Origin of the sequence: Amycolatopsis sp. NPDC059027, from assembly GCF_042739735.1 — a bacterium.
Taxonomy (GTDB): domain Bacteria; phylum Actinomycetota; class Actinomycetes; order Mycobacteriales; family Pseudonocardiaceae; genus Amycolatopsis.
The window spans coordinates 21,462-27,527 of the sequence record NZ_JBHYIK010000067.1 but is presented as its reverse complement, the minus strand read 5'-3'; the positions used below and the strand labels follow the sequence as shown (position 1 = coordinate 27,527).

General features: G+C 69.6%; 7 protein-coding genes. 2 read left to right on the top strand and 5 right to left on the bottom strand.

Features of this window, described 5'->3' with window-relative positions; all coding sequences use genetic code 11:
• Window positions 1-68 precede the first annotated feature (68 nt).
• Both ACFWY9_RS35140 and ACFWY9_RS35135 read right to left on the bottom strand, forming a co-directional pair.
• Window positions 69-1,037 carry a R2-like ligand-binding oxidase gene (locus ACFWY9_RS35140; RefSeq protein WP_378328676.1) on the bottom strand — a complete coding sequence of 323 codons (969 nt, stop codon included), beginning with the start codon at window positions 1,035-1,037 and terminating at the stop codon, window positions 69-71.
• A 15-nt stretch (window positions 1,038-1,052) separates the two neighbouring features.
• Window positions 1,053-1,673, bottom strand: a complete 621-nt coding sequence (locus tag ACFWY9_RS35135; protein ID WP_378328731.1) for a TetR family transcriptional regulator — start codon at window positions 1,671-1,673, stop codon at window positions 1,053-1,055.
• A gap of 118 nt (window positions 1,674-1,791) precedes the next feature.
• On the opposite strand from ACFWY9_RS35135, the gene ACFWY9_RS35130 reads away from it, so the two are divergent.
• Window positions 1,792-2,424 carry an HAD family hydrolase gene (locus tag ACFWY9_RS35130; protein WP_378328675.1) on the top strand — a complete coding sequence of 211 codons (633 nt, stop codon included), beginning with the start codon at window positions 1,792-1,794 and terminating at the stop codon, window positions 2,422-2,424.
• Window positions 2,425-2,464: 40 nt separating this feature from the next.
• Here the strand turns inward: ACFWY9_RS35130 and ACFWY9_RS35125 are convergent, their stop codons facing one another.
• Window positions 2,465-2,701: a hypothetical protein gene (locus ACFWY9_RS35125; RefSeq protein WP_378328674.1), complete on the bottom strand. Its 237-nt coding sequence runs from the start codon at window positions 2,699-2,701 to the stop codon at window positions 2,465-2,467.
• A 131-nt stretch (window positions 2,702-2,832) separates the two neighbouring features.
• Between ACFWY9_RS35125 and ACFWY9_RS35120 the strand changes: the two genes are divergently transcribed.
• On the top strand, window positions 2,833-3,219 hold the full coding sequence (locus tag ACFWY9_RS35120; RefSeq protein WP_007033367.1) for a cold-shock protein: 387 nt from the start codon (window positions 2,833-2,835) through the stop codon (window positions 3,217-3,219).
• A gap of 366 nt (window positions 3,220-3,585) precedes the next feature.
• Here the strand turns inward: ACFWY9_RS35120 and ACFWY9_RS35115 are convergent, their stop codons facing one another.
• Entirely contained in the window at window positions 3,586-4,062 is a 477-nt protein-coding gene (locus ACFWY9_RS35115) for a DUF2771 family protein (protein WP_378328673.1), read from the bottom strand.
• Window positions 4,063-4,072: 10 nt separating this feature from the next.
• Window positions 4,073-6,040, bottom strand: a complete 1,968-nt coding sequence (locus ACFWY9_RS35110) for an MFS transporter (protein ID WP_378340879.1) — start codon at window positions 6,038-6,040, stop codon at window positions 4,073-4,075.
• Window positions 6,041-6,066 lie beyond the last annotated feature (26 nt).

The following is a 6,066-nucleotide window of genomic DNA, read 5'->3' as shown; positions in this document are numbered from 1 at the left end:
GCGGCGTGATCCGCGCTGAAGGGCAAGTCCGGCGCGTCGGATGCGGCGAAAGTCCCCTTCAGCTCATGTCAGCCGGCGTTCGCGGCCGCTTCGGCGAACGCTTTCGCGTCCTCCTCGCCAAAAGTGTCTTCCAGATGCTCGGGCGAATAGTCGACGTCGATCTGCTCGACGGGCATCCCGCGGGCCGATTCGATCGCGCCCAGTCGCCGTTGCGCGCGGTCGGCGGCGTACTGGATCAGTTCCTCCGGATCGTTGTCGAACGGCACTTCCTCGAACTGGTCGTTCACCCACTGGATCATGTTCAACGCGTGTGGCAGCAATTCGCCCATTCGCTGCTGCACGGCGTCCCACAGCGAATCGTCGGCGGCGACGTGCCGTCGGCAGGTGAAGGTGCCCCACGCCATGTGACGGCGTTCGTCGTCGCCGATGCGGCGTACCAGTTCCTGCATGCCCGGCAGGATGTCGTGCTGGGTGCAGATCAGCTGCCACGAGTAGTACCCGGTCAGCGCGAGGCTGCCCTCGATGACGTGGTTGTACGTGACGCTCGCGCGGATCTGGTTGAGGGGACTGGGATCCTCCTCCAGCGCTCGCAGCGACTGCGGCAGCTCCTCGTAGAAAAGCTTGCGGTAGTGCGGGTTCTCCGCGACGAACGGGTGCAGGTCCTCGGTCAGCCCGACAGCGTCCATCCAGCGCCGGAACACCTCGGTGTGTTTGGCTTCCTCGAAGCAGAACTGCGTCAGGTACATCTCGTCGCCGAACCGGCCGGTGGCGGACATGGCCCGCATGAACGGCTGGATGTCCTCGGTGACGGCCTCTTCCCCGGCGATGAACTGCGCGACGAGGTACGTCGTCGACCGGCGCTGCTCGTCGTTGAGGGATTCCCAGCCCTCCCGTTCCCGGCCGAAGTCGATGTCGGCGGGGTTCCAGAACTTCTTGTTCCCCTTGGCGAACAGTCGCAGCGGGAACGAATCCCAGTTCAGTCCACCTTTGCGCAGCGAGGAGAATCCGGTGCGAAGCTCGGCGAGTGTGTCGGTCATGACGGCCCCTTCGTGTCACTCCATTGTGGACGGTTGGGAATCCTGGGCGGTGAAACGGGAGATGGCGGGTTCGAGCACGGCGACGACGGCGTCCGCGGCCTCGGACGCCGAATGCGTGGACAATGTCAGGTGGGACAACGAGAGCCGCACGACCGTCTCGGCGAGCAGTGCCGCCGACGCGGGCGGCATCTCCGGCTCGAACTCCAGGTACTGCCCGGCGGCCAGTTCCGCGGCCGCCGTGAGGATCGGCTCGCCCTTGGTGGTGAGCAGCGGCAGCAGATCCTCGCCGGCTTCGGTGCCGAGCGCCGCGGCGACGAGGCGGTTCTCCCTGGCGTGCTCGATCGTGTAGACGACGGCGCCGTGGATGGCCGTGAGAAGGTCCTCCGCCACCTCCACGCGCTGGCGGATGCCGTCGAGGAACTCCGACGCCGTGCGCAGCACGACGGCCTGGACCAGTGCCGACTTGTTCCCGAACTCGTTGTAGACGGTCTGCCTGCTCACTCCGGACCTGGCGGCGACGTCGGCCATCCGCAGCCCGGCGTACCCGCGCTCCGCGAGCAGCTCGGTGGCCGCTTCGAGCAGCGCTTCGCGCAGCGATGCCTTGACGCGGTCGGTGAAGCTGGTGATCTCGCCCACATCGACCAGCTTGACACAGGGCGCCACCGTGTCAAGAGAGTTGACCTGATGGAGCTTCGTGTACACCGTGCGTTCCCGGGGAACGAGTTCTGCCGGGGGTGGCGGCTACGGTGGCTGTGTGGGAATCACCGTGGGGTTCGACCTCGACATGACACTGATCGACTCGCGGCCGGGCATGCTCGTGGCGATGAACACGCTCGGCGCGGAGTCGGGGCTGCCCTTGGACGGGGAGCACTTCGCGGCCAACCTCGGGCCGCCGCTGGACGACAGCCTGCGTGGCTTCGGTGCCCCCGAGGCGCGCATTCCCGCGCTCGTCGGCCGCTTTCGTGAGCTGTACCCGGACGTGGTCGTGCCGGTCACGATCGCGCTGCCCGGCGCCGCCGAGGCGTTGCGAGCGGTTCACGACGTGGGCGGCAGCACGCTCGTCGTCACCGGGAAGTACGCGCCGAACGCGAAGCTGCACATCGACGCGCTCGGCTTCGAGGTCGACGAACTCGTCGGCGAGCTGTGGTCGACGGGGAAGGCGGAAGCGCTCAAGGCGCACGAAGCCAAGGTGTACGTCGGTGATCACATCGGCGACATCCTCGGCGCGCGTGCCGCCGGAGCGGTCGCGGTCGGTGTCGCGACCGGCCCGTGCAGCCGCGCGGAGTTGCTGGCCGAGGGGGCCGATGTGGTGTTCGACTCGCTCGAGGAGTTTCCGGCGTGGTTCACCCGGGCACTCGCCGAGGAGGCGGTGCGCGCGGTGCCCTGATGCATCCATGCGCCTCCGCCACCCGCGGCGGAGCGGCAGGCTAGTTCTTGGTCCGCGCCTCGCGGACCAGCGCGATCAGTCCCAGCAACAGCCCGAGCGGGGTGACGACCCCGGCGCCGACGCTGAGCCACACCGGCAGGTTCTCCATACCGGTGGCGAAGAGGATGAACACCACCACCACGGCGAGCATCCCGAGGCCGAACAGGCCGATGCCGATCCGCATCAGGAACGGTTTGCCGCTTGCGGTCACGGCGGTCTCCTTCGTCGCGGTGCTCATAGCGCAGAGGGTAGCCGCCGGTATCCACTTCTCCCCAGGGCCTGTGTCGAGATACGCTTAGCGGACGCGCGCCCTGGGTACGCCCCGGGCGCGTTCGTCGTGAGCAGCACAGCAAAGGATTGGTGAGGGAAGTGCCGACCGGCAAGGTCAAGTGGTACGACGCGGAGAAGGGGTTCGGCTTCGTCACGCAGGACGGCGGCGCCGACGTCTACATCCGCAAGGCCGCGCTGCCCCAAGGCGTCGAAGGACTCAAGGCCGGTCAGCGCCTGGAGTTCGGGGTCGCCGACGGCCGCCGGGGCCCGCAAGCCCTTTCCGTCCGGCTGCTGGACCCGCCGCCGTCGGTGGCCGAGGCCCGCCGCCGCCCGGCCGAGGAGCTGCATGGCCTCATCGAGGACATGATCAAGCTGCTCGAGCTCAAGGTGCAGCCGGACCTGCGGCGCAACCGCTACCCGGATCGCAAGCACACCAAGCAGATCGCCGAGATCATGCGCGCGGTCGCCAGGGACCTCGACCCGTAAACCGCCCGTTCGCGAGGTGGCTCGAACGCCCGAATGTGGCGTTGGGTCCGGGGCGTGTGTCGCGAACGCTCCGTTCGGGACGTTCATCGTCGGCAACGGAGCGTTCGCGATATCGGGCGAATGGTGTTGGGCTCGTGCGCGGGGTAGTCCGAGGGACGCCCTGGGTGCATCCACCGCACCCAGGGACGCCCTTGTCGCACCCCAGACCAGCGCACCGAAGGCGTCCTGCAGCGCCCACAGCCCCAGAACCCTTGGTGAGAAAACCACATCGGGGCGCATAGGCCCGCGCGGTACGGGAGCAGGGGGAGCGATAGCAAAGGTCCCTTGCTCCCGCGCGGTGAGCGGTGAGCGGTGAGCGGTGAAACGTCAGCCGGGCTGGACCTGGAGCGACCAGAGCGCCGTGGTGATCGGCTCCGCGTCCTCCGGGTTCCCGGTGCGCGTGATCACCGACGCCTGCGCGATTTCGATGACCTGGATCTGGTCGTCCTTCGACGGCGGCGTCACGGTGTAGGCGTAGCGGTCGCGCGAGGTGATGATGTTCTCCATCAGCGGCTGGGGTTCGCCCTTGCCGTTGACGTACTGCGCGGTGACCTTCCACAGCGACTTCGCGATGTCGCCGGGCACCGAGATCTGGACCGGGCGGCCGGGCCGGACCTTCAGGCTGCCCGCGGCGTCCGGGTCCGGAACGCATTTGGCGGACTTCAGATCGCACAGGGTGAACGGCGTCACCCGGATCGTGTGACCGTCCGCGAAGAACGTCACCTCGGCCGGGCCGGGCGCCGAGCATCCGGCCACCGCGAAACCACCGGCCGCCAGCAAGGCCACCACCCGAGAACGTCGCATGGTTCGAAGACTACGAGCCCGCCTGCCGCCGCGGCCCACCGGGGACCGGCCTGCTGCCGGTCGCCTGCGGGCGCTCCGGGCGGTTGCCGCCGAGGCCGGGCACGAGCGAACCGCCGCGTTGCACCATGAACGTCTGGACGAGGCCGATCACGAGCAGGATCGACACCACCAGGAAGCCGATCCAGTACGTCGGCGGCAGCAGCAGGCCGACCGCGCCGCCGAAACACCAGGCGAGCTGCAGCACGGTCTCCGAGCGGCCGAACGCCGACGCCCGCGACTCCTCCGGCAGGTCCTCCTGGATCACCGCGTCAAGACTGATCTTCGCCAGGGCACTGGCCGTCGCGCCGATGAGGCCGACGATCGCAGCGGTGGCGAGCCCCGAGGCGAGCGTCGCGACCACAGTGGACAGTACGCACGCCGCGACACAGCCGAGCAGCACCTGATCCGGGCTGCCGAAGTGCAGCCGCGAGCCCAGCGCGTTCCCGAGGAATCCGCCCGCCCCGGCCGCGGCACCGATGATGCCGAGCAGCAGCAGCTGGATGAACGGGCTGTGCCCGGTGCCCTCCATCTGCGATTTCACCGCGAACGCCGCGAACATCATCAGGAACCCGGTCAGCACGCGCACGCTGCCGTTGGCCCACAGCGCGACGACGATGTGCCGCCCCATCGGCTGCCGCTTGCGACGCTCCCGCCGATCCGGCTGCGTCGTCAGCGACGCGGGCACCTCGCCCTCGGTCACCTCGACCCAGCTGGGGATCCGCATCGACTGCACCGCCGCGCCGAGGCAGATGAGCACGGTGAACCACAACGCGCCCTGCGAACCCCACAGCGCGTTGATCCCGCTGGCCAGCGCGCCGAACGCGCCCGCGGCCACCAGGCCGAACACGGTCAGCCGCGCGTTCGTCTTCGACAGCGTGATCTCCGGCGGCAGCACCCTCGGTGTCACCGCCGACTTGAGCACGGTGAACGACTTCGACAGCACCATCATCCCCAGCGCGGCCGGGTAGAGCAGCCAGTCGTCGAAGTGCAGCGCCATCACCACGGCCATCAGCGCCTGCCCCGCCGAGGACACGCACATCGCCAGCCGCCTGCCGCGCTGGATGCGGTCGAGCGCGGGCCCGATCACCGGCGCGACCAGCGCGAACGGCGCGATCGTGATGAGCAGGTAGAGCGCCACCTTGCCCTTGCTCTCGCCGCTGGTCGCCGCGAAGAACAACGTGTTGGCCAGTGCGATCGCCATCGCGGCGTCGCTGGCGTAGTTGAGCATCACCGCGTAGGTGAGCGAAGTCAGGCCGGACTTGTCGGCGCCATCGGCCTTCGTCGCGCGCTGGAACGCGCCGACGGCCTGACCGGTCAGCTGGCGGCTGCGCAACGCCGCGACCCGCGTCACGGTGATCTTCTTCGGCATTCGCGGCAGGCTGCCCGCGCCCGCCGCGGCCGTGGTCCGCGAGGCCGTCTCCGTTTCGGGGACGTCGCGCTCGGGGACGTCGCGCGGCTCACCGGCGTAGCCCCCGGTGTCGTAGTGCTCGTACTCGTCGCTGCGCGGACGGTCCGAGTAGTAGCCGTTCGGGGGAGGGGGTGGCACCGGACGGTCCCGGCGGACCGGCTCGGTCTGCCGCTGCGAAGGATCGGGCGATGGGTACGGGCGGGCACCACGCGGAGGCGGTGGCTGGTGGTAGCCGAGCGGCACGGCCCCGGTCGGGGCGTCGTCGGCGGTCGGCCCGGGCGGCCGGTAGGCCGGGGGCGGCGGAGGCGGAGGCGGGACGTCGTCGTAGAACCGGCTGCGTGGCTGCTCGGCGGGCACGGGCTGGGCGGGCTGCTCGACGCGGGTCGGCTGCGGCGCCTCCCGCCAGGGACGTGCCTGCGCGGCCGCCCCGGGCTCCGGTGTCCACTTGCGCTTGCTCTTGCGGCCACGACCAGCACCCGACCGGCCGGATGAACCGCCGTCGGAACCGGAGCGCGAACCGAAGATACCCACGGGTCAATCCTGCCTTACCGCTGGTC